Source organism: Novosphingobium sp. KN65.2 (assembly GCF_001368935.1).
In the GTDB taxonomy this organism is placed as follows: Bacteria; Pseudomonadota; Alphaproteobacteria; order Sphingomonadales; family Sphingomonadaceae; genus Novosphingobium; species Novosphingobium mathurense.
In genome coordinates, this window is record NZ_CCBH010000178.1 from 19630 (window position 1) to 42421 (window position 22792).

At 64.8% G+C, this 22792-nt stretch carries 21 protein-coding genes; 10 read left to right on the forward strand and 11 right to left on the reverse strand.

What is annotated here, in order from left to right:
* Positions 1-186 precede the first annotated feature (186 nt).
* Together purC and SPHV1_RS18215 are read left to right on the forward strand one after the other, a co-directional pair.
* The gene (purC, locus tag SPHV1_RS18210; RefSeq protein WP_007011290.1) at positions 187-969 is read left to right on the forward strand and encodes a phosphoribosylaminoimidazolesuccinocarboxamide synthase; all 783 of its coding nucleotides are present in this window, start codon (positions 187-189) and stop codon (positions 967-969) included.
* Between the two features lie 114 nt (positions 970-1083).
* Positions 1084-3921 (forward strand): pitrilysin family protein, encoded by a 2838-nt coding sequence (locus tag SPHV1_RS18215; RefSeq protein ID WP_054947471.1) that lies wholly within the window; start codon positions 1084-1086, stop codon positions 3919-3921.
* 24 nt (positions 3922-3945) lie between these two features.
* Here SPHV1_RS18215 and SPHV1_RS18220 read toward each other — a convergent pair whose 3' ends face one another.
* Positions 3946-4647, reverse strand: a complete 702-nt coding sequence (locus SPHV1_RS18220; protein ID WP_054947454.1) for an HAD-IA family hydrolase — start codon at positions 4645-4647, stop codon at positions 3946-3948.
* Between the two features lie 60 nt (positions 4648-4707).
* Between SPHV1_RS18220 and glmU the strand changes: the two genes are divergently transcribed.
* The gene (glmU, locus tag SPHV1_RS18225) at positions 4708-6084 is read left to right on the forward strand and encodes a bifunctional UDP-N-acetylglucosamine diphosphorylase/glucosamine-1-phosphate N-acetyltransferase GlmU (RefSeq protein WP_054947455.1); all 1377 of its coding nucleotides are present in this window, start codon (positions 4708-4710) and stop codon (positions 6082-6084) included.
* 24 nt (positions 6085-6108) lie between these two features.
* Here the strand turns inward: glmU and SPHV1_RS18230 are convergent, their stop codons facing one another.
* Positions 6109-6825 (reverse strand): lipopolysaccharide assembly protein LapB, encoded by a 717-nt coding sequence (locus tag SPHV1_RS18230; RefSeq protein WP_231634733.1) that lies wholly within the window; start codon positions 6823-6825, stop codon positions 6109-6111.
* A gap of 214 nt (positions 6826-7039) precedes the next feature.
* On the opposite strand from SPHV1_RS18230, the gene SPHV1_RS18235 reads away from it, so the two are divergent.
* The 3 genes from SPHV1_RS18235 to SPHV1_RS18245 all read left to right on the forward strand — a co-directional run bounded on the left by SPHV1_RS18235 (position 7040) and on the right by SPHV1_RS18245 (position 12291).
* Complete coding sequence (locus SPHV1_RS18235; RefSeq protein WP_054947456.1) at positions 7040-7870, forward strand: TIGR00266 family protein; 831 nt, start codon at positions 7040-7042, stop codon at positions 7868-7870.
* A gap of 149 nt (positions 7871-8019) precedes the next feature.
* Positions 8020-9843, forward strand: a complete 1824-nt coding sequence (gene glmS / locus SPHV1_RS18240) for a glutamine--fructose-6-phosphate transaminase (isomerizing) (protein ID WP_054947457.1) — start codon at positions 8020-8022, stop codon at positions 9841-9843.
* A gap of 255 nt (positions 9844-10098) precedes the next feature.
* A complete protein-coding gene (locus SPHV1_RS18245; protein ID WP_231634734.1) occupies positions 10099-12291 on the forward strand; it encodes a bifunctional diguanylate cyclase/phosphodiesterase in 2193 nt (730 codons plus the stop codon).
* Positions 12292-12438: 147 nt separating this feature from the next.
* On the opposite strand, the gene purQ is transcribed toward SPHV1_RS18245, so the two are convergent.
* Together purQ and purS are read right to left on the reverse strand one after the other, a co-directional pair.
* Positions 12439-13116, reverse strand: coding sequence for a phosphoribosylformylglycinamidine synthase subunit PurQ (gene purQ, locus SPHV1_RS18250; protein WP_054947458.1), 678 nt, complete (start codon positions 13114-13116; stop codon positions 12439-12441).
* On the reverse strand, positions 13113-13349 hold the full coding sequence (gene purS, locus SPHV1_RS18255) for a phosphoribosylformylglycinamidine synthase subunit PurS (RefSeq protein WP_054947459.1): 237 nt from the start codon (positions 13347-13349) through the stop codon (positions 13113-13115). Before purS ends, purQ begins: the two co-directional genes overlap by 4 nt.
* 210 nt (positions 13350-13559) lie before the next feature.
* Here purS and SPHV1_RS18260 point away from each other — a divergent pair, with 210 nt between their 5' ends.
* A complete protein-coding gene (locus SPHV1_RS18260) occupies positions 13560-14465 on the forward strand; it encodes an SDR family NAD(P)-dependent oxidoreductase (RefSeq protein WP_054947460.1) in 906 nt (301 codons plus the stop codon).
* Positions 14466-14493: 28 nt separating this feature from the next.
* On the opposite strand, the gene SPHV1_RS18265 is transcribed toward SPHV1_RS18260, so the two are convergent.
* From SPHV1_RS18265 to SPHV1_RS18280, 4 genes are read right to left on the reverse strand one after another with little or no spacing between them, the layout of a single operon-like run.
* Positions 14494-14865: a DUF2794 domain-containing protein gene (locus tag SPHV1_RS18265; protein WP_054947461.1), complete on the reverse strand. Its 372-nt coding sequence runs from the start codon at positions 14863-14865 to the stop codon at positions 14494-14496.
* 5 nt (positions 14866-14870) lie between these two features.
* Positions 14871-15575 (reverse strand): serine O-acetyltransferase EpsC, encoded by a 705-nt coding sequence (gene epsC, locus SPHV1_RS18270; protein ID WP_054947462.1) that lies wholly within the window; start codon positions 15573-15575, stop codon positions 14871-14873.
* Positions 15576-15626: 51 nt separating this feature from the next.
* Complete coding sequence (locus SPHV1_RS18275) at positions 15627-16256, reverse strand: ATPase (protein WP_054947463.1); 630 nt, start codon at positions 16254-16256, stop codon at positions 15627-15629.
* A gap of 15 nt (positions 16257-16271) precedes the next feature.
* Positions 16272-17558 carry a hypothetical protein gene (locus SPHV1_RS18280; RefSeq protein WP_054947464.1) on the reverse strand — a complete coding sequence of 429 codons (1287 nt, stop codon included), beginning with the start codon at positions 17556-17558 and terminating at the stop codon, positions 16272-16274.
* A 149-nt stretch (positions 17559-17707) separates the two neighbouring features.
* On the opposite strand from SPHV1_RS18280, the gene purM reads away from it, so the two are divergent.
* Together purM and purN are read left to right on the forward strand one after the other, a co-directional pair.
* Positions 17708-18811: a phosphoribosylformylglycinamidine cyclo-ligase gene (gene purM / locus SPHV1_RS18285; RefSeq protein ID WP_054947465.1), complete on the forward strand. Its 1104-nt coding sequence runs from the start codon at positions 17708-17710 to the stop codon at positions 18809-18811.
* 114 nt (positions 18812-18925) lie between these two features.
* The gene (purN, locus tag SPHV1_RS18290; RefSeq protein WP_054947466.1) at positions 18926-19510 is read left to right on the forward strand and encodes a phosphoribosylglycinamide formyltransferase; all 585 of its coding nucleotides are present in this window, start codon (positions 18926-18928) and stop codon (positions 19508-19510) included.
* 281 nt (positions 19511-19791) lie between these two features.
* Here the strand turns inward: purN and ndk are convergent, their stop codons facing one another.
* The 3 genes from ndk to SPHV1_RS18305 all read right to left on the reverse strand — a co-directional run bounded on the left by ndk (position 19792) and on the right by SPHV1_RS18305 (position 22221).
* On the reverse strand, positions 19792-20214 hold the full coding sequence (gene ndk / locus SPHV1_RS18295; protein ID WP_013833239.1) for a nucleoside-diphosphate kinase: 423 nt from the start codon (positions 20212-20214) through the stop codon (positions 19792-19794).
* Positions 20215-20295: 81 nt separating this feature from the next.
* Complete coding sequence (locus tag SPHV1_RS18300) at positions 20296-20733, reverse strand: DNA polymerase III subunit chi (RefSeq protein WP_054947467.1); 438 nt, start codon at positions 20731-20733, stop codon at positions 20296-20298.
* 24 nt (positions 20734-20757) lie between these two features.
* A complete protein-coding gene (locus SPHV1_RS18305; RefSeq protein ID WP_054947468.1) occupies positions 20758-22221 on the reverse strand; it encodes a leucyl aminopeptidase in 1464 nt (487 codons plus the stop codon).
* A 108-nt stretch (positions 22222-22329) separates the two neighbouring features.
* Here SPHV1_RS18305 and SPHV1_RS18310 point away from each other — a divergent pair.
* Positions 22330-22792 (forward strand): LPS-assembly protein LptD (locus SPHV1_RS18310; protein WP_197277745.1); only part of this gene is annotated, 463 nt, incomplete at its 3' end.

The window sequence follows — 22792 nt, forward strand, 5'->3', positions numbered from 1 at the left end:
CTTCCGGCTCCCTTCCGGGCTGCGACCTTGCCTCCTTGCGCGGCTGTCACCAAGTGTGAAGCCGCGCAGTTTGCTTTTGATCGGGCTTGCACTATATGCGCGAAGCGAACGCCCCGGCCCGCGCAGTCGTGAAAGCGACTCCATCGTGCCGGGGTTTGTACTTTTACCGTATCAAGGACGAATCGGATGTCCCGTCGCCGCCAGATCTACGAAGGCAAGGCCAAGATCCTTTATGAGGGCCCCGAGCCCGGCACGCTGATCCAGTACTTCAAGGACGATGCCACTGCGTTCAACGCGCAAAAGAAGGGCACGATCCAGGGCAAGGGCGTGATCAACAACCGCATCAGCGAGTATGTCTTCACGCGCCTCAACCACATCGGCGTTCCCAACCACTTCATCCGCCGCCTCAACATGCGCGAGCAGCTGGTGCGTCAGGTCGAGATCATTCCGATCGAGGTCGTCGTGCGCAACGTGGCTGCCGGTTCGATCTCCAAGCGCCTCGGCATTCCCGAGGGCGAGCCGCTGCCCCACACGCTGATCGAGTACTACTACAAGGACGACGCGCTGGGCGATCCGCTGATCGCCGAAGAGCACATCGCGTGCTTCGGCTGGGCCAACAACGAAGAGATGCAGGACATCTCCGCCATGGCCATCCGTGTGAACGACTTCATGTGCGGCATGTTCGCGGCGATCAACATTCGCCTCGTGGACTTCAAGCTCGAGTTCGGACGCATCTGGGACGGCGACTACAGCCGCGTGATCCTCGCCGACGAGATCAGCCCCGACGGCTGCCGCCTGTGGGACATGGCCACCGGCGAAAAGCTGGACAAGGACCGCTTCCGCCGCGACCTCGGCGGTGAGGAAGAAGCCTACCAGGAAGTCGCGCGCCGCCTCGGCCTCTTACAGGACGACAACGGCCCGAGCGAAGTCTTCGACCTGTCGAAGCACCGCAAGCTGCGCGGCAAGTAACCGGCCCCGCGCCTCCAGCAGGGCGCGGATAAAGCCTTTCAGGGCCCGGATGGCGGTGGCAATCGCGATCCGGGCCCTTGTTATATGCGCGCGGCTGGGGCAGGTCTGGGCGCGATGAGAGGACTCCTGATTGCGCTTCTCCTGCTCCTGCCGGCCCCGCTGGCAGCCCGGGAGAACACGCCCCCCCGCGACGACACTTCCTGGGCCTTCGAGGCCAGCGACATCCCGCTCGATCCGGACTACCGCTTCGGGCGCCTCGCCAACGGCATGCGCTACATCGTCCGACACAACGCGACGCCCGCCGGCACCGGGGTGGTGCGCATGCTGGTCGAGGCCGGATCGCTGGACGAAAGCGACAGCGAACAGGGCTACGCGCACTTCGTGGAGCACATGGCCTTCAATGGCAGCAAGCGCGTGCCCGAAGGCGAGATGATCCCCCTGCTCGAGCGCGACGGCCTGGCCTTCGGCGCCGACACCAATGCCTCGACCAGCTTCGACCGCACGGTCTACAAACTGGACCTGCCGCGCAGCGATGCCACCCTACTCGACACGGCGCTGATGCTCATGCGCCAGACCGCCAGCGAACTGACCATCTCGCAAGGCGCCGTAGATCGCGAGCGCGGTGTCGTCCTGTCCGAAATGCGCGACCGCAACACCTTCGGCTTGCGCAATGCAGTCGACGGGCTGAAATTCTTCTATCCCGGCTCCCTCTACGCCAACCGCCTGCCGATCGGCACGACGCAGACGCTCAATGCCGCCACGTCGGAAAGCCTGCGCGCCTTCTACCACCGCGAGTACGTGCCGGCGCACGTCACCGTCGTCGTCGTGGGCGATTTCGACATCGACGCGATGGTCGCCGGGATCCAGCGCCATTTCGGAGACTGGCAGGCCGAACCTTCCGAGCCGCAGCCCGATGCCGGACCGATCCGGGCGAAAGACAAGAGCCGCACGGAAATCTACGTCGACCCTGCCCTTTCGGAACGGGTGACGGCCCTGCGCAACGGCCACTGGCTCGACGAACCCGACAGCGTGAAGCAGCGCCAGGAGAACCTGCTGCGCTCGATCGGCTATGACATCGTCAATCGCCGCCTCCAGCGCCTCTCGCGACAGGCTTCCCCGCCGTTTCGCGGTGCCGGCTTCGGCACCGGAGACCTCTTCGAGACCGCGCGCTCGACGCGGCTCATCGTCGATACCGTCGACGGCAAGTGGCGCGAGGGACTGCAGGCCGCCGTGGCCGAATATCGCCGCGCCCTCGCCTACGGATTTGCCGCGTCCGAAGTGGCCGAGCAGGTGGCATCGATCCGCAACACGCTGGTCGACGCGCTGGGCTCGGCCGACACGCGAAGCAACCGCACGCTGGCCGATTCCGCACTGGCGTTGGTCACCGACCGGACCGTGCCCTCCACGCCCGAAACCGTGCTGCAACGCTTCGAGACTTTCGCACCGCAGATAACGCCCGAGGCCGTGCTCGCCGCCCTTGAGCGCGAAGCCATCCCGCTCAGGAAGCCCCTTCTGCGCTTCGAAGGCCGGATCGCACCCGAAGGCGGCGCCGAAGCGCTGCGGGAGACATGGAAACAGGCGATGAAGGCGCCGGTCGAGCGCAACGAAACCGCTGCCCTCAGCGATTTCGGCTACACCGACTTCGGCACTCCGGGAGATGTGGTCAACGACCGGATCGAGCCCGAACTGGGCATCCGCGAGATCCGCTTCGCCAACGGCGTAATGCTCAACCTCAAGCGCACGGACATCGAAAAGGACAAAGTGCGCGTGAGCATCAGCATCGATGGCGGCGACAAGCTCGACACCAAGAGCGACCCGCTGGCGACGGAGATGGTCTCCTACCTCGACGAAGGCGGTCTCGGGAAGCACAGCCGCGACGATCTCGATACGATCTTCGCCGGGCGGACCGTCGGCTTCGGCCTCACAAGCGCGGATACCAGTTTCGACGGGCGCTACCAGACCACGCCGCGCGACCTCGAACTGCAATTGGACCTGATCGCCGCGCTCATCACCGATCCCGGTTATCGCCCGGAAGGTGCAGTGCAGTACCGCCAGCAGGTGAACAACTACTTCGCCCAACTGCGGGCGACGCCCTCCTCCGCCCTGAGCGCAGACCTCGGCGCGATCCTCTCGGGCAACGATCCGCGCTTCAGCCTGCAGCCGGTCGATGCCTATCGCCACCGCACCTTCGACGAACTCAAGCGGGACATCGGCGGAAGGCTGGCCCAAGGCGCCATCGAACTGGGCATCGTCGGCGACATCGACGAGGACAAGGCCATCGCTCTTGTCGCGCGCACCCTGGGGGCGCTGCCGACGCGCGAAGCAACATTCCGCGATTATGCGAACCAGCCGCCACGCACTTTCACGCCGGACCGCAAGCCGCGCATCCTGCGCCACACCGGCGCGCCCGACCAGGCGCTGCTGCGGCTGACCTTCCCGACCCGCGACGACAGCGATCCGCAGCAGACCCTCGAACTGGAATTGCTGGAGCGGGTCATGCGCATCGAATTGACCGACGAACTTCGCGAGGCATTGGGCAAGACCTATTCGCCTTCGGCCAGCAGCAATCTCTCGCGCGGGTGGAAGGGCTACGGGACATTCTCGATCGATGCCTCCGTCGACGTGGCGGACGTTGCCGCGACCCGCAAGGCGATCCACAAGGTGCTCGACGCGCTGCGCTCGGCCCCGGTCGGCGACGACATCCTGACCCGCGCGCGCCAGCCGCTCTACGAAGCCTTCCAGAACGCGCTCAAGTCCAACACCGGCTGGCTCTCACTGGTCGACCGCGCCCAGTCTGAAGGCGACCGCATCGATCGCTTCGTCAAGGCGCGCGAACGCCTGATGGCGCTCACCGCCGCCGATGTCGAAGCGACGGCCAAACGCTACCTGCAGCCGGACGCGGGCGTGGAAGTGCTGGTCCTGCCGGAAGGCGTCGATCCGCCCAAGCCCTGATCGGGGGCTGCCTCCCGATCCCGGTCAGCGAACCGAGGCAGTCCCCAGGTAATCGAGCGCGGGAATGAGCTGGTCGAAATGGTCGATCACCGCATTGGCGCCCAGTTCGCGGGGCGGCTTGTCGCAGAAGCCGAAGCTGACCGCGACGCAGGGCAGACCTGCAGCGGCAGCTGCCCCGGTATCGTAAGTCGTATCGCCGACATAGACCGCGCGTGCCTCCTCGCGCGAAACCCCGGCCCGGTCGAGCATCTCGAAGATGAGATCGGGGTGGGGCTTGGCCTTGCCCGGCCCGAGGGTATCCCCGCCGATGACAGTGAAGAAGCGGTCCGACAGGCCAAGCTCGTCAAAGATCCGCAAGGCGAAGCGCTCAAGCTTGTTGGTCACCACGGCGATCTTCACGCCGCGCGCGGCGAGACCGTCGAGCATTTCCAGGCCGCCCGGAAACAGGCGCGTCTCGACCGCGATATTGGCTTCATAGAAATCGAGCAGAATGCGGTGCAGTTCGTCGAAACGGGCGTCGGAGACCGGCTCCCCGGTAACCTCCAGCGCGCGGGCCAGCATCTTTTTCGCGCCGCCGCCGATCAGGTCGCGCACTTCGGACGCGGGGATTGCCTGCCTGCCTTCGTGCGCAATGGCATGGTTCACTGCCGCTGCAAGATCACCGTGACTGTCCAGAAGGGTTCCGTCGAGGTCAAAACCGACGATATCGAATGGAAATGTGCTCATCGCGTCCCCAGTTAAGACTTGATGTGGAAACCGCAACATTTTGCTGGCACATGAGCCGCCATGGTCGAAGACTCATCACCCCTCGCCCCGCTCGCAGTCGTCGTCCTTGCCGCCGGCAAGGGCACCCGCATGAAGAGCAACCTGCACAAGGTCCTGCATCCCATCGCCGGCCGGCCAATGCTGGAGCATCTCATGGCCAGCGCGGCCGAACTCTCGCCGCAGCGGCAGGTCGTCGTCGCCGGACACGGGCTGGAGCAGCTTGAAAAGGCGCTGGGCGACAAGGTGACTTTCGCGGTGCAGGAACCGCAGCTCGGCACCGGCCATGCGGTCCAGCAGGCGCAAGGCGCGCTCGATGGCTTCGATGGCGACATCCTGATCCTTTACGGCGACGTGCCCTTCGTGCGCACCGAAACGATGCGCGCGATGATCGAGCGCCTTCATGCCAAGGATTCCCCTGCGGTCGTGGTGCTCGGCTTCGAACCGGAAGATCCGCTGCAGTACGGGCGGGTGCTGGCCCACGACGACGGCCGCATCGCGATGATGGTGGAATACAAGGACGCGACCGAAGACCAGCGCGCCTGCCGCCTGTGCAATTCCGGCCTGATGGCGGTGAAGTCGGCGGACCTGTTCGACCTGCTCTCACGCGTGGGCAATGACAATGCGCAGGGGGAATACTACCTCGTCGACATCGTCAATGTCGCCACGCTGGAGGGCCGCACCTGTGCGGTCATCACCACGGACGATCCGGACGAAGTGGGCGGGATCAACAGCCGCAGCGAACTGGCCGAGGCCGAAGCACGCTGGCAGGCCCGCCGTCGCAAGGCGGCCATGGCCGATGGCGTGACGCTGACCGCACCGGAAACGGTCTTCTTCGCCTGGGATACGCAGCTTGGCCGCGACGTTACGATTGAGCCGAACGTTGTCTTCGGCCCGGGCGTGACGATCGCCGACGATGTCACCATCCGCGCCTTCTCGCACCTTGAAGGCGCGACGCTGGAAAGCGGTGTCGAGATTGGCCCCTATGCCCGCCTGCGTCCTGGCGCGGTGCTCAAGGCCGGTTCCAAGGTCGGCAACTTCGTCGAGATCAAGAAGGCAGTGCTGGGCGAAGGCGCCAAGGCCAATCACCTCAGCTACCTTGGCGATGCCGAGATCGGCGCGGGCGCGAACATCGGCGCAGGCACGATCACCTGCAACTACGACGGCTACTTCAAGCACAAGACGGTGATCGGCGAACGCGCCTTCATCGGCTCGAACAGCGCGCTGGTCGCCCCGATACAGATCGGCGCGGATGCGATCGTCGCCGCCGGCAGCGCTGTCACGCGCAACGTCGCGCCGGGCGAGCTCCGTCTCGTGCGCGGAGAACAGCTGATCAAACCCGGCTGGGCCGACCGCTTCCACGATGCGATGAAGAAGAAAAAGGCCGAGCAGAAAAAGTAAGTCAGCCCGGCCTTCGCAACTGAATTACGAACCGATTGCCTTCTTGCGGGCGATATGTCCCAGTTCGATACTGGCGGCCTTGTTCCCTGGCTCGAATTCCAGCGACTGCCTGAACGAATTCTCGGCCGCATCGAGATTTCCGAGCATCATCTGGTTGTAGCCGATCCCCCGCAACGCCCGCGCGGCAAGGTCGGCATCGGGTCCGGCCGGATTCTTGTCGGCCACGTCCCAGGCATGAAGGAACAGTTCGAGCGAAGCCTTCCAGTCGCGGCGCGACTTGTAGAGTTCGGCATATTCGTTGGCGTAGTGCGCATCGAAGGGCGCCAGCTCGGTCGCACGGCGCAGCTCCGCCTCGGCAAGATCGCCGCGCCCCATGTCGATCAGGGCATACCCCTTGCCGAAGTGCGCGTCGCAGACCGCCGAATCGATCAAGACCGGGCTCGCCCCCGAAGCACTGGTCGCGGTCGTGATCCGCGAGGCGTCGCGTTCATTGCGTGCGCAGAAGCGCGGACGCGGATCGCCCAGATGCCGACGGTCTGCCGCCGAGATCACTGCGTCGAATTCGGCAATCGCCTTCTTGGGCTTGCCTGCGCGAATGAAGCCAAAACCTGCCGAGGTGCGCTGCTTGTCCATGACATCGGGCGCAACCACCAGCTGGCTAACTTCGGTCAGGTGCCCCGGCGAAACCGATTCGGCGCGTGCCGGGGCCGATCCTGCAGCCGTACCGACAGCCATTGCCATGCAGATTCCGGGAACTAAGGCCTTCCACTGGTTCATCGATTTCATCCTCACCCAAATGCGCCGCGCACCTTTTGGAGGTCGACGAATCCGCTGAAATGCCGCGCACCTTGTTAGTGGTCGACGAACTGCAAAGCGTATCCGATGAACGCGGTTTGACAAGGATAATCGCCCACCCCACACCCTTGTTCCAGCTATTCACCGCAAAGGAGGCATCATGTCCGGCAGTCCCTGGAGCCATTCGCGCAGTTCTTCGATTTCAGACGACGTCGATTTCGAGATCAGGGGCCAGGAGCTGCAGTTCGTCGAAATCGAACTCGACCCCGGCGAAAGCGCCGTCGCCGAAGCGGGGGCGATGGTCTGGAAGGATGCCTCGATCGAGATGTCGACCGTCTTCGGAGACGGATCGGGCGGCGAAGGCAGCGGCTTCATGGGCAAGCTGCTCGGCGCGGGCAAGCGCCTTGTCACCGGCGAAAGTCTGTTCACGACCGTGTTCACCCACCAGGGCAAGGGCAAGGCGCGGGTCGCCTTCGCCGCGCCCGTTCCCGGCGCGATCCTCCCGATCAAGCTGGACGACGTCGGCGGGCGCCTGATCTGCCAGAAAGACGCCTTCCTCGCCGCAGCCCGCGGCGTCTCCATCGGCGTCCATTTCCAGCAGCGCATCATGACCGGCCTGTTCGGCGGCGAAGGCTTCATCATGCAGAAGCTGGAAGGCGACGGCTGGGTCTTCGTGCAGATGGGCGGCACCGTGATCGAGCGAGAGCTGGCCCCGGGCGAGGAACTGCACGTCGACACCGGCTGCGTCGCCGCCTTCACATCGGGCATCGACTTCGACGTGATCCGCGCCGGATCGGTCAAGTCGATGATCTTCGGCGGCGAAGGCGTGTTCTTCGCCCGCCTGCGCGGCCCCGGCAAGGTCTGGGTCCAGTCCCTCCCCTTCTCGCGGCTTGCCGGCCGGATGCTGGCAGCAGCCGGCTCCCGTGGTGGCCAGAACCGGGGCGAGGGTTCGATCCTGGGCGGTCTGGGCGACCTGCTCGACGGCGACTGAGCAATCTTTCCACCGCTGGCTTGCCAAGACCGGCGGCTAAACCGATTTTCAAGCTTGTCCATTCCCGGACGGAGCGCCATCTGCTGGACCGACAAGGCTCGATCCAGCCACAACAACATTCACCCGGAACAAGGCGGCAAGCGCGACACATGTGTGGAATCATCGGTATCGTCGGCAAGGAAGAAGTCGCGGAGCGCCTCGTGGACGGCCTCAGGCGCATGGAATACCGCGGCTATGACAGTGCCGGCGTCTGCACTGTCCACGAAGGTCAGCTGATCCGTCGCCGGGCCGAAGGCAAGCTGCTCAACCTCGTCAAGGAACTGGCGGTCGATCCGGCTCCGGGCCTGATCGGCATTGCCCACACACGTTGGGCCACCCACGGTGCGCCCACGGCGGTCAACGCCCATCCCCATGCGACCGGGGAACTGGCGCTCGTCCACAACGGCATCATCGAGAACTTCCGCCCCTTGCGCGAGGCGCTCGTCGCGCGTGGACGCAAGTTCGAAAGCCAGACCGACACCGAAGTCGTCGCGCACCTCGTCTCCGAACTGGTCGAGGCGGGCCAGTCGCCGCAGGAAGCGGTCAGGGCCGCCTTGCCCCAGCTTCGCGGCGCCTTCGCACTGGCCATCGCCTTCCGCCGCTTCCCGGACATGCTGATCGGCGCCCGCCTCGGCTCGCCGCTGGTCGTCGGCTATGGCGAGGGTGAAACCTACCTCGGCTCCGATGCCCTGGCGCTGGCCCCGCTGACGCAGCGCATCTCCTACCTCGAGGAGGGCGACTGGGTCGTCATCACCCGCGAAGGCGCGCAGATCTACGACGTCGACGGTCATGCCGTAGAGCGCGAGATCGTCACCTCCGGCGCCTCTGCCGTAGCGATCGAGAAAGGCAACTACCGCCACTTCATGCAGAAGGAGATCTTCGAGCAGCCGACCGTCGTTGCCCAGACCCTGCGCAGCTACATCCGCCAGATCGACCACTCCGTCGCCCTGCCCCAGATCGATTTCGACGTCACCAGCGTCAACCGCATCACCATCGTCGCCTGCGGCACCAGCTATTATGCCGGCATGGTTGCCAAGTACTGGATCGAGCATTTCGCGCGCCTGCCGGTGGACATCGATGTCGCCAGCGAGTTCCGCTACCGCGAACCGGTCCTGGAGCAGGGCGGACTGGCCCTGTTCATTTCACAGTCTGGCGAAACGGCCGACACGCTGGCGGCGCTGCGCCACTGCAAGGAAGCGGGCCAGAAGATCGCCGTCGTCGTCAACGTGCCGACCAGCACCATGGCGCGCGAGGCCGATCTGCTGCTGCCCACCCATGCGGGGCCCGAGATCGGTGTCGCCTCGACCAAGGCGTTCACCTGCCAGCTGGCCGTACTCGCCGCCCTGGCTGCGCATCTGGCAGTCAAGCGTGGGCGCATGGCGCGCGAGGAAGAGATGGAAGTCGTCAATCACCTCGTCGAAACGCCTGCCTGTCTCAACGCTGCGCTCGCCCATGACGAGGAAATCGCCGAGATGGCACACCTCATCGCCCCGGCGCGCGACGTGCTTTACCTTGGGCGCGGTCCGGACTTCCCGCTCGCCCTCGAAGGGGCGCTCAAGCTCAAGGAAATCAGCTATATCCACGCCGAGGGCTATGCCTCGGGCGAAATGAAGCACGGACCGATCGCGCTGATCGACGATGCCGTGCCGGTTATCGTCCTAGCGCCTTCCGGTCCGCTCTTCGAAAAGACCGTCAGCAACATGCAGGAAGTGCGCGCCCGCGGCGGCAAGGTCGTGCTGATTTCCGACAGGGAAGGTATCGGGGAAGCTGGTGAAGGCTGCATCGCGACGATCGAGATGCCCAAGGTTCACCCGCTGATCGCGCCGCTGGTCTATGCCGTCCCGGTTCAGTTGCTGGCCTACCACGTCGCCTGCGTAAAGGGCACCGACGTCGACCAGCCCCGCAATCTCGCCAAGAGCGTAACCGTCGAATAACGACAGTTCGCGGCAATAATTCAGTCCTGCGCGACTGATTGAACGACTTTTACCCTGTAATAACACTTGGTCGGTTATTGCAGGGGTGTGAACACGCACACGTCCACCTACTGCACCTTGCCCCGGGAACTGCCAGTATTGGCGGTCCTCGGGCTATCGGATCCGGACGACGGCGATTGGAGCCGACTGCGGGGAATCCAATATTCCTGCCTCGGCCACTCTACCTTCGCGCGGGTAACGACGCAGATTTCCGCCATGCTCGCAACCGCCGCCCTGGTCTTCGGGCAAGTGCCGATGGCGGCGGTCGCGATTTGGATCGCCGTGGCCTGCCTCACGCTCTGGCGCGGGGTCCGTATCGATCGCACGCTGATCGACGCGGACAAGCGTCGCATCTCGCGCGACGAAGTCCACGCGCAGATGATCAGCTCGATTCTCAACGGCCTGGCCTGGTCGGTCCCGATCGGCGGCCTGGGCTTCTTCGTCGACCCGCAAACGCAGGTGAAGCTGTGGATCGTGGTGGCGATGCTGATGACAGCATCGGCCGTGCTGCTGCCGGCAGTGCCGCTCGGCACCCTGCTCTTCACCGGGATTACCGGCTCTACGGCGATCGTTTTCTTCCTGAGCCGCGGCATGTTCGACATGGCCGCGGTCAGCATTGCTTTCTCCGGGATCGTGATCGCCGCCGCCATCGAGAGCGCGCGCCGCCATGTTACCGCCAAGATCGCAGAAGCAGGTATTGTCGAGAAAGACGAAGTCGTCTCGATGCTGCTGCGCGAGTTCGAGGAAGGCGAGGCGGACTGGCTCTGGCAGATCGACACCGCCCGCCGCGTGCGGTCGGTTTCCCCGCGCTTCGCCTTCGCATTGGGCATGGACGCCAAGGAAATCGAGGGGCAGCCCCTGATCCAGCTTATCGCCGGTTCGGCGTGGGAGAGCGGCCAGTTCTCGACCAGCCTCCACGACCTGGCCGAACGCATCAAGCGGCGCGAGAACTTCAACAACCTGCTGGTGCGCGTGACGATCCACGGTCAACCCCGCTGGTGGGAGCTTTCCGGTACGCCCAAGCTCGATGAAAAGGGCAATTTCGACGGCTTCCGCGGCGTCGGATCTGACGTCACCGAAGCGCGCGAAAATTCCGACAAGATCGCCTGGCTCGCGCGATACGACACGCTGACCGGCCTTCCCAACCGCATGATGCTCACCGAAGCGCTCGGCGAAGCACTGGACTATGCCGAAAAGTGGCGCACGCGCTGCGCCTTCCTGATGATCGACCTCGATCGCTTCAAGGCGGTAAACGATTCGCTGGGCCATCTCGTCGGCGACCAACTTCTGGCCCGCGTCTCGGAGCGGCTCAAGGAACAGATGACCGACAACGAGCTGTGCGGCCGCCTCGGTGGCGACGAGTTCGCCATCGTCATCCGCGACGCTTCGGACCTTGCCCATATCGACCGCGTCGCCGAACGCGTCATCAAGCGGCTTTCGCAGCCCTATGAGGTCGACCAGCACACACTTTACGTCGGTGCATCGGTCGGGTCCGCAATCGGCCCGCGCGACGGCTCGACCGTCGAGACCCTGATGCGCAATGCCGACCTCGCGCTCTATCGCGCCAAGGATACCGGCGGAAACGATCACTTCACCTATGAGCCGGCCCTGCACGCCCACGCCGAAGAGCGCCGCAAGCTCGAATTCTCGCTGCGCCGTGCGCTGGAGCGCGACGAATTCCAGCTCGTCTATCAGCCGGTCGTCGCGGCAGACACCGAAGGTGTCGTCAGCTTCGAGGCGCTGCTGCGCTGGAACAGCAAGGATCACGGCAGCGTCAGCCCGGCCAAGTTCATCCCGCTGGCAGAGGATACCCGCCTGATCGTACCGATCGGGGAATGGGTCCTCCAGGAAGCGTGCAAGGAGGCGATAAACTGGCCCGAACACATCCGCGTCGCGGTGAACGTCTCGGGTGAACAGCTCCTCGACCAGAACTTCGTCGCCAGCGTCGTAGGCGCGCTCCGGCTCAGCGGCCTCAGCCCGAACAGGCTCGAGATCGAGGTGACAGAAAGCATCTTCCTGCGCGACACGACCAAGGCCAATGCCGCGCTCGAGGAAGTCATGGCGCTGGGCTGCGGCATTGCGCTCGACGACTTCGGGACCGGCTATTCCTCGCTCGGCTACCTGCGCAAGCTGCGCTTCTCGACGATCAAGGTCGACCGCATGTTCGTGCAGGGCGCTGCCACCGGCAATCCCGAGAGCCTTGCGATCATCCGCGCCGTCGTTGCCATGGCCGACAGCCTCGGAATGTCGACGACGGCTGAAGGTGCGGAGACGCAGAAGGAAGTCGACATGATTCGGCAGCTCGGCTGCCGCAAGATCCAGGGCTATTTCTTCGGCCGCCCGATGGCCGCCCAAGATGCCATCGCCCTGTTCGGCAATCCAGCCAATCCAAGGCAAAGCGCGGCCTGAACACCCCGCCGCTCAAGACTGCCGCATCCGCGCGATAGTACGCAGATCCAGTCTGCCCCCGCTCGCAATCAATCAACTACAGAGAGGATGGAGCCGACCGCCCCGGGATGCACCCGGGACGTCGGCTTGGCTTGGGCTTGTTGGCGCTCAGGCGCCGACCAGGCCCTTGATCGCGCTTTCGAACAGCGCACGACCGTCGGTGCCGCCATGGGTCGCCTCGATGGCGCGTTCCGGGTGCGGCATCATGCCCAGCACGTTGCCGGCATCGTTGAGCACGCCGGCGATCTGTCGCGCCGAACCGTTCACGTCTTCGGCATAGCGGAAGGCTACGCGCCCCTCACCCTCAAGACGGTCGAGCGTCCCTTCGTCGGCAAAATAGTTGCCGTCATGGTGCGCAACGGGGATGACGATTTCCTGCCCGGCTTCGTAGCCGCTGGTGAACAGCGACTGCGCATTTTCCACCTTGAGGCGGACATCGCGGCAGACGAAGCGGATCACCGAGTTGCGCAGCAGCGCACCCGGCAGGAGACCGCTTTCGGTCAGGACCTGGAAGCCGTTGCACACGCCCAGCACCGGAACGCCGCGACCGGCAGCCTCGATGACGGCCCGCATGACCGGCGAGCGCGAGGCAATCGCACCGCAACGCAGGTAGTCGCCGTAGGAAAAGCCGCCCGGCAGGGCGATGAAGTCCAGTCCTTCGGGCAGGTCGGCATCACCGTGCCACACGCGATGCGGCGCAGTGCCCGAAACCTTCTCCAGCGCGTCCGCCATGTCGCGGTCGCAATTGGAGCCGGGAAAGGTGATGACGGCGGAGCGGAAGCTCATGCGGCGACCTTCTCGATACGGTAGTTCTCGATCACCATGTTGGCGAGGAGCTTGCGGCACATGTCGTCGAGCGCTTCGTCGGTTACGCTGTCGGCAACGTCGAGCTCGATCAGGCGGCCGGCGCGGACGTCGTTCACTCCCGAGAAGCCGAGGCCTTCGAGCGAGTGGTGAATCGCCCGACCCTGCGGATCGAGGACACCGGGCTTGAGGCTGACGTGGACGCGGACTTTCATCGCGGGGGCCTTTCGCTAGGGCGGTCTGGTCAATTGCAATCCCGCTTCGCGCGGAATCGCCGGATTCGTTCGGACCGCCTATGGCCCCGAGAACGCGCGGGAGCAAGCGGCAGCACGCGCTTCATGGTCAAGCTTTGCAATTGAACCGCACCGCACAACCTGCCATTTCGCGGCAAGCCCCCTCACGCACCAAGCCGGAGTGCTCCGAAAATGCCCATTTCGTTTAAAGGACAGGTCGCCATCGTGACCGGTGCCGGCAATGGACTGGGACGTGCCTATGCCCTTGAGCTGGCGCGGCGCGGCGCGAAAGTCGTGGTCAATGACCTCGGCGGCGCCCGCGACGGCCGCGGCCATTCCGATGCCGCACTCGCGGTCGTCGAGGAAATCCGAGAGGCCGGCGGCGAGGCCATGGCCGACGGCGGCGACGTTTCGGACTTCGCGCAGATGGAAGCGATGGTCACGCGCACGAAGGAAGCCTGGGGCGGCGTCCATGTCCTGATCAACAATGCCGGCATCCTGCGCGACCGCACTTTCGCGAACATGGACCCGGCCGATTTCGAACTGGTCGTGCGCGTTCACCTGCTGGGCAGCGCCTTTGCGACCAAGGCGGTGTGGGAAACCATGCGCGAGCAGCGCTACGGCCGCGTGCTGATGACCACGTCATCCTCGGGCCTTGGCGGCAACTTCGGACAGGCCAACTATGGCGCAGCGAAGGCCGGCGTCCTCGGACTTGCGCGCACCTTGCGCATGGAAGGCGCCAAGTACGACATTCGCGTCAACTCGATCGCGCCGACTGCCGGAACCCGCATGACCGCCGACATCTTTCCCGACGAAGCCTACAATGCCTTCGTCCCCGAAGCGGTCGTGCCCGCCGCGCTGTTTCTCGTATCGAAGGATGCACCCAGCGATGCCATCGTGGGTGCCGGCGGCGGCGTCTACCAGGGCGCCTTCATCACCATGAACGACGGCATCCTGCTACCCGAGGCGGAGCGCACCGTCGAAGGTTTCGCAGCTGCATGGGAGCGCATATGCGACCGGCGCGGCGACCATGTGTTCGATAACGGCATGGAGCAGTCGCACCACGCGATGGCCATGCTGTCCGGCAAGCGCGGCTGACGGCAATCGGGCCTAGCGCCCCTGCCCTTTAATCCTCGACGATCTTGAGGAGCTTGCGTTCGAGCGGGCTGAGAATGCCGGCCAGTTCGTGCCCACGCTTGAGCACTTGCCCGGCCTCGCCGAACAGCGTCCACATGCCCTGCTTTGCGCGCAGCGAAGGGCGCTTCTCCACCCGTGCCTGCGGGCGTTCGGCAGCGCGGCGAAAGGCGCTGAAGTTGGCCGCATCCTTGCCGAAGTCCATCGCATAGTCGCGCCAAAACCCGGCGGCGACCATGCGCCCGTAGAGATCGAGAATCCGCATCAGTTCGTCGCGCTCAAACCCCACCTGCAGCGGCTTGCGCCCAGGGAATGCAACGACACTGCCGAGGTTGGAATTCAGTCCGGCCGGCCCAACCGACATTCAGCTCAAACGCCCTTGCATGCCGGTTCGGTCGACTTCGCGGCCTCTTCGCGTTCGGCCATGAGCGCCTCCACTTGCGCGCGCAGGGCATCGATCTGCTCTTCAAGCTGGTCGACGCGCTGGTTGGGCGCAGGTTCGCACGGCTCCTTGCAGGGCGTGCCGTAAGGCATGAAGTCCTTGGCGTAAGTTTCTGCGGCGACAAGGGTCGAACGTGCCTTCACGCCGATCATGGTCGCGCCTTCCGGCACGCTCTCGGTCACCACGGCGCTGGCGCCGATGCGCGCACGCTTGCCGATGGTCACCGGCCCGATGATCTGCGCCCCGGAGCCGACGATGACATTGTCCTCCAGCGTCGGGTGGCGCTTGCCGCCCTTGCCGTTGGTCGGGTTGGAGCCGCCAAGCGTGACGCACTGGTAAATCGTGACGTTATCGCCGATCTCCGCCGTCTCGCCGATCACGGTGAAGCCGTGGTCGATGAAGAAGTTCCTGCCGATGGTTGCGCCCGGATGGATGTCGATCGCGGTCATGAACCGGGAGAGGTGATTGACTGCGCGCGCGAGAAAGAACAGCCGCGCCTTGAACAGGCGATGCGCGATCTTGTGCCAGAACAGCGCCCACACGCCGGGATAGAGCAGCACTTCCCAACGCGAACGGGGCGCAGGGTCACGCGCCACGACAGAATCCAGATATCGGACAAGATTACCGAGCATTGCCCGAATCTCCCATCAATTCGCCTGCAAGGCAAGCATCGTAGAGCAGACCTAGTTCCCGAGGTCTTCCGGAGCGCCGCCTTTAGTCTCGATCAAGGCTTCGCGCCAGATGGCCAGTGTGGGGGCCTGTTTGCGTTCCAGACTGAGCCGATCGATCGCTTCGACCAGCCGTTCGACCCCCAGATGGCTACGCTCGCACCGTGGTACAAGATAATCGGTTGCGGAATGGTCAAGAACGAGGCCGCGCATTTCGGCGTGCACTTCCATCAGGGCGGCCAGCATCTCGTCGTCCGGCACGTCGATTTCGAGGTCGAGTGCGGCTCCCAATCGCGAATTGAGGTCCGGCAGGCTGACTTTCCAGGCTCCCTCGCCATTGCCGCGCGGTCGGTTGCTGACGATGAGCAGGGGCCGTCCGCTCTCCTGCGCACGGTTCCAGCGGTGGAACAGCGCGTCTTCGTCGACCGTGTCGGCATCGTCGACGACATCGCCCACGCCCGAATCGGCAAACCAGCCCGCAAGCAGTGACTTGCCCGAACGCGGCGGTCCGGTGAGGATCGCGGTATGGAAGGGCCAGTTTCCCGGCTCTGACATTGCATCGATCGCGGACGCATTGGCATTGCCCACGACGATGCGCGGCGGCCTGTCCCGTTTGGACGAAAGCGGTAATGCGATCTGCCTCATGCCCAAGGCCCAGTCCTAGCGGCTGATCCTCAGCGTAGAGCCGCTGGCAGAGACATTCCAGCCCTGCGCCTTCAGCGCCGCGGCAAGGCGTTCCGCCCCACCCGCTGCGGTGACCCTCATGACCGAGGTTCCGCCGATAGCCAGGCTCACCGTGGCGGCCCCGCTCACGCCCGGCACGCCGCGAACGGCGGCCAGCGCCGAGTCGACCGCCCCTGCATCGGGTGTTGCGAACTGTACGGTCACCGTCTCGACCGGACCGGCAGCGACGCTTTCGGGCGTTGCCCCCGGGATCGGTTGAGGCGTGAGAAGTTCTGGCGGCGGCGCGCCCTGCGGCATCAGCTTGTCGCGCAATTCGGCAAAGGCGCGGTCCAGCGTGAGGCGACCGGCGGTGATCGTCGGGTCCGGCTGGAGCAGCCCCCGATCGAGCGCATCGCGGTAGATGCCATCGACGCGCTGTACCGCCTTGTCGAGCATTTCCGGCAGCTGCTCGTCGCCTGCCGCCGTCATCTCGAAGCTGGAGAGGAACTTGTTGTCCGGGCCGTAGCGTGCCGTGAAGGTGCCCTTCACCGGGCCGCCCGGCCACTGACGCTCAAGCCGGGCCACCGGCACGATCACGTCGGCCGCGTCGAACTGGTTGAGAACGTTGCGCCACCAAAGGCGACTGCGTCGGCCCGGCTGTCCCGCCGTGAGAATCAGCGATTCGCCGCCAGCGCCGGCCGGACGCACGTAATCGATAGTGCTCTGCGCCGCCTGGAACTCGGCCCAGGCGCGTTGCCAGGGCCCGCGCACCTCGAAGACCTGGCGCACGCCGCCGGAATAAAGCACGGGAATGACCAGCAACGGCGCCGAACGGACTTTCGCACCGTCCCCGCCGACGAACTGGCCCGCCCTGGCCTTGTCGAAGATAATACCCAGCGAGGCGATATAGCGGTGCGGGCCGATCTGTTCGTGCTCGATCACCACGGACGAGACCATGGCATCGATCGATTCGACCGGCATGTCAGGACCGCCCAGCTTCTTCCAGGCTTCCTTTTCCGCCTCTTTCCACGCCTTTAGACGGGCATCCGCGCCGGTCTTGTCCGACACGTCCACCTTGATGCCGTTGACCTGGATGTCCTCGGAATTGACGAGCGGAGGGATGCCGCGATCACCCTCGATCTGCGCGATCAGCGCGGAGCCGCCGGCAAAGGCGAGCGCCGCGGCCGCCACGCCGCCGAGGATCAGGCCCTTGCGCCCAGCGGCGCCCTTGAGCGAACCGGTGCGGGCAAGCCGCCGGAATTTGTGGGAGATTGTCGTGGCCATTGTCAAAACTCGGGCCTTTTGCCCAAACGGCGAGCGAAATCCAAGCAGGAAAGCGACTGCGCCCGAACTTGGGCATGCCCGGCGCTTTTTGTGCGTCATTTTTGCGGGTCGGGCGTGACTCGAAACCGATTGCGCACTATGCGCGCGCAATGTCCGAAGATAACTCCTCGAAGAGCTATAGCTATGAGCAGGCCGGCGTTTCGATCGCGGCCGGCAATGCCCTTGTAAAAGCCATCGCCCCGCTGGCCAAAGCGACCGCCCGTCCCGGCGCGGACGCGGACCTCGGCGGCTTCGGTGGCTTCTTCGATCCGCGCGCGGCCGGGTACAGGGACCCGCTCCTTGTCGCGGCGAACGATGGCGTTGGCACCAAGGTCAAGCTGGCCATCGATCACGACCGTCACGACCACATCGGCATCGACCTTGTCGCCATGTGTGTGAACGACCTCATCGTACAGGGCGCGGAGCCCCTCTTCTTCCTCGACTACTTCGCCACCGGAAAGCTTGAGAACGGCGTCGCCGAACGCGTCGTGGCCGGCATTGCCGAAGGCTGCAAGATGTCGGGCTGCGCCCTCATCGGTGGCGAAACGGCCGAAATGCCCGGCATGTATGCCGCAGGCGACTATGACCTCGCAGGCTTCTGCGTCGGCGCTGTCGAGCGCGGCGAGCAGCTGACCGGCGACAAGGTTGCCAGCGGCGACGTGCTGCTGGGCCTGGCCTCCTCGGGCGTACACTCCAACGGCTATTCGCTGGTCCGCCGCCTTGCCGAAGACAAGGGCTGGAAGCTCGACCGCCCGGCCCTGTTCGATGCGGAAACCCTGCTGATCGACGCGCTGATCGCGCCGACGCGCATCTACGTGAAGAGCCTGCTGCCCTTCATCCGCTCGGGCCGCATCCACGCCCTCGCCCACATCACCGGCGGCGGTCTGCTGGAAAATATCCCGCGCGTACTGCCCAAGGGCCTTCATGCGCGCATCGACGCGGGCGCATGGCTGCAACCGCGCCTGATGGCGTTCCTCCAGGCGCAGGGCAACATCGAGCCCGGCGAAATGGCACGCACCTTCAACTGCGGCATCGGCATGGTCCTTGCCGTGGCCGCCGACGACGCGGCAGCATTCCAGGCCGACCTCGAAGCGGCGGGCGAGACCGTCCACGTTATCGGCGCGATCGAGCCGGGCGAGAAGGGCTGCACCGTGCAGGGCAAGGCCGAAGTCTGGTCCGCTCGCGAGAACTGGGAAGCCACGCACTTCGCTTGAGGCCGTCGAGGCCCTGAACGCATGGTGCGGTTCTGGGCCGAACCGCCGCAAGTCCGCGATGGAGGAAGAACGGATGCTGAAATCCCTTCAGCATGACGCGAACGGAAGTTTCGAATGATCCGCGAGAAGGTTGCCGTCCTCATTTCCGGCAGCGGCACCAACATGGCCGCACTGCTTTACGCGAGCCGGGCCGAGGACTGTCCTTTCGAGATCGTCCTGGTCGCCTCCAACGATCCGGCAGCCAAGGGTCTCGTGCTTGCCGAGGCTGAAGGCGTGCCGACCTTCGCCCTGTCTCACAAGGGCATGGCACGCGCGGAACATGACAAGGCGATGGACGCCGCGATCCGCGAATCGGGTGCGCAGTGGGTCGCCCTTGCCGGGTACATGCGCATCCTCACACCCGAATTCGTCGCAGGATGGGAAGGCCGCATGGTCAACATTCACCCTTCCCTGCTGCCCAGGTACACCGGGCTGCACACCCATGAACGGGCCATCGAGGCAGGCGATTCGCATGGTGGCGTAACCGTGCACCTCGTCACGGCAGAGCTCGACGACGGCCCGATCCTGGGCCAGACCCCGGTCGCGATCATTCCCGGCGATACGCCCGAAACACTCGCCGCGCGGGTCCTGATTGCCGAGCACCAGCTCTACTCACGCTGCCTCGCGCACCTCGTGACGGGCGACAAGAGCGCCCAATAGCCGCCTTTTGCGGCTCGGCATGAGCCTATCGCATGGCAACGAGTTGAAGCAATTGCACCGGCGCTGTGCCCGCGCTGATCTGCGCGGCGCCCGATGTGATCACTGCTGCGATGAACGACGCGCCGGCTACAATGATGAATGTCCTGCCGATCAAGACAAGCCTCCTCCAGTTCGGAATCGATTAGCTAACTATCGATTAACCGAACGATAGACCGAGCCGCAAAGAAAAAGGCCGCCCGATTGGGCGGCCTTCGTCCATCTTGCGAAGAATTAATCGCCGATCAGCCGACGATCTCTTCCGGCTTGAAGAAGTAGGCGATCTCGATCGCGGCGTTCTCATCCGAATCCGAACCGTGGACCGAGTTGGCCTCGATCGATTCGGCGTAGGTCTTGCGGATGGTGCCTTCGGCGGCATCGGCCGGGTTGGTGGCGCCCATGACGTCGCGGTTGCGCTTCACGGCGTCTTCACCTTCGAGAACCTGAACCACGACCGGGCCCGAGATCATGAAGGAGACGAGGTCGTTGAAGAACGGGCGTTCCTTGTGGACGGCGTAGAAGCCCTCGGCCTGTTCCTGGGTCATCTGGATACGCTTGGAAGCAACGACGCGAAGGCCCGCTTCTTCCAGCATCTTGGTGACGCCGCCGGTCAGGTTGCGACGGGTGGCATCGGGCTTGATGATCGAAAAGGTGCGGGTAACCGCCATGTCAGGTTCCTTGCGAAGTATGGTATTTGGGAAAGTTGCGCGCGCCCCTAGCGGGGTTTCGGTTGCGCCGCAAGCATGCCTTTATCCGGCCTGGACCCAACGACCGCCTTCCTGCTTCCAGTAATAGTGCTCAACCCCTTCGCGGGCGCGCAGTTCGCGCCAGACGTTGCGGGCCCGTTGCACGGTCGAATCGTCGAAGAGATAGAAGGTTCGGGCGAAGGGCTCGATGCCTTCGCGCCACTGGCCATCGGCGATGGCCATGAACTTCGCCCCGTTGGCAGGCTGCGGCGCATCGGACAGCAGGATCGGCTGGCGATCCTCATGCCCGTCGCCCGCCTCGCCATTGGCAAGGAACGTTTCGGACCCGACAGACCACAGGGCCTGTCGGATCCGCTTGCGCTGCTCACCATCCGCGGAGACCACCAGGAGGCGCTCGCCCGACCCGATGACCTTGCCCGCGATCAGCGGCAGCGCGACTTCGGCAGGATCGCGGCTGAGCTGGTAGAAATCGACCCGCATCGGCCGCGTCCCTCCCCTGTCCGGTCAGGCTTCGAGCGTGTCGCGAACGAAGCGGTCGAGCAGGCGCACGCCGTAGCCGGTCGCGCCCTTGTCCCACGTCGCGCCGGGCTTGTCGGTCCACACGGTGCCGGCGATGTCGAGGTGCGCCCACGGGGTATCGTTCTCGATGAAGCGCTTGAGGAACTGTGCCGCAGTGATCGAGCCGCCGAAGCGCGGGCCGACGTTCTTCATGTCGGCGATCTGGCTGTCGAGCATCTTGTCGTAGTTCGCGCCCATCGGCATGCGCCACAGGCGATCGCCCGAGGCATCGCCGGCCGCGGTCAGCTCGGCAGCGAGTTCGTCATTGTTCGAAAACAGGCCCGCATATTCGTGCGCCAGCGAGAGAATGATCGCACCGGTCAGCGTGGCAAGATCGACGATCTTGGCGGGGCTGTATTCCCGCTGCACCCAGGTCAGCGCGTCGCACAGGACGAGGCGGCCTTCAGCGTCGGTGTTGATGACCTCGATGGTCTGGCCCGAAAGCGAGGTGACCACGTCGCCGGGGCGCTGGGCATTGCCATCGGGCATGTTTTCGACCAGGCCGCAGATGCCCACGACATTGGCCTTGGCCTTGCGCAGCGCGAGGGCAAGCATGGTTCCGGCCACCACACCGGCGCCGCCCATGTCCCACTTCATGTCTTCCATGCCCGCTGCAGGCTTGATGCTGATGCCGCCGGTATCGAACGTCACGCCCTTGCCGACGAAGGCAACGGGCTTGTCACCCTTGGCGCCGCCCATCCATTCCATCACCAGCAGGCGCGCCGGGCGAACCGAGCCCTGCGCCACGCCGAGCAGCGAGCCCATGCCCAACTCGGCCATTTCCTTGTCGTCGAGCACGCGGATCTTGAGCCCGGTGCCGGCCATGCGCTTTTCGCAGCGGGCGACGAAACTTTCCGGATAGATCGTGTTGGCAGGCTCTGTCACCAGTTCGCGGGTGAAGGCAACGCCATCTGCCACCGCAGTCTCGACGTCCCAGGTGGTCGCGGTGCCGTCCGGAGCGCCGATCACCGAGATCGAAGCCAGCGTGGGCTTCGCTTCGTCGGACAGCTTGGTGCGATAGACGTCGTGGCGCCAGGAACGCAGCACGGCGCCGAGCAGCGCGCCGCTGGTTTCTTCGGCAGAGAGCCCGGCACCGGTAACGTCGAGCGCCAGTGCAGTCTCGCCGGAGGTCAGGTACTTCGCAACGACAGCGGCACCCGCCTTTTCGATGGCAGCGCGGCGATCCTTCGCCGAAGCGGCACCGATTCCCGCGAGGACCATGCGCACGACTTTGCCGTCACGCTCGACGAAACCTTCGAAGACCTGCCCGGCCTTGCCGGTGAAACGCGACTGCTTGGCACCCTCTGCCAGCACCGGTTCGAGATCGGCGGGCATCGCATCCTGGTTGACGAGGCGGGCCACGAGGCGTTCAGCGCTGGGGGTAGCCGCATCGAGGAACTGGATATTCATGGATTCTCCTGAATTTTTTTCATGCGATGGCGCCGTTGATTTCACAACTTGTGCGGTTCACCGCATCACTGGATTGCAGTTAGGCACCGGCGATGCGATAGGCAAGTGATGCTCCCCGCCGCGCAGATACCGCAGCAAGCCAGTCATCGCCGCTTGCGTCCCGTTTCGCTGGGCATCCTCGCCGCAGGAATCGCCACGTTCACGCTCGCCCCAGGCGCTTATGCACAGGATGCGGTCTCTTCAGCCGATACCGCGGCACCGGCCGGCACCGAGGAAAAGATTCCGATCGCCTTCGAGGCGGACACTGTCGAGTATGACCAGAACGCGGATTCGGTGACCGCCAGCGGTAATGTCGTGCTGCGACGCGAACAGCAGTCGGTCCGTGCCGATAGCGTCACATGGAACCGCCAATCCGGCCAGATCGTCGCGAGCGGCAATGTCCGCCTCGTGGATGAGAACGGCAACCAACTCTATACCGACCGCATCGAGCTGACCGACGAGCTCAAGACCGGCGCCATGCAGAACCTGCTGCTCGCCATGCGCGAAGGCGGCCGGCTCCCCCCCCCCCCCC